This window comes from Dellaglioa sp. CoH-57-MRSF-18, from assembly GCF_056781995.1.
In genome coordinates this window covers 1-241 of the sequence record NZ_JBXAXX010000279.1, presented here as the reverse complement: position 1 = coordinate 241, position 241 = coordinate 1, and the positions used below count along the sequence as shown (strand labels likewise).

Here is a 241-nt window from a genome sequence, read left to right as displayed (position 1 = left end):
TTGCAGAGCGCCACGAGCGCGATCGACACGACAAAGTGGAGGCCGACGACGTAGGGGTTGAGGTTGCTCAGCCCCGAGGGGCCGCAGATGACAGCCTGAGCGGGGATGGCGAGGCCGGCCAGCAGGGTCAGCCAGAACAGGTCGGCGCGCTCCTTGCGGATCCGGAGGATCGCGACGAAGGCGATGATCGCGACCACGCCGAGCCCCGCGCTGAGGACGCGGTTGCCGAACTCGATGAACC

General features: G+C 68.0%; 1 protein-coding gene. It reads right to left on the bottom strand.

The annotated features are described in order from the left end of the window. Positions 1–241 (bottom strand): COX15/CtaA family protein (locus AC1RPG_RS08965; protein ID WP_481762636.1); only part of this gene is annotated, 241 nt, incomplete at both ends.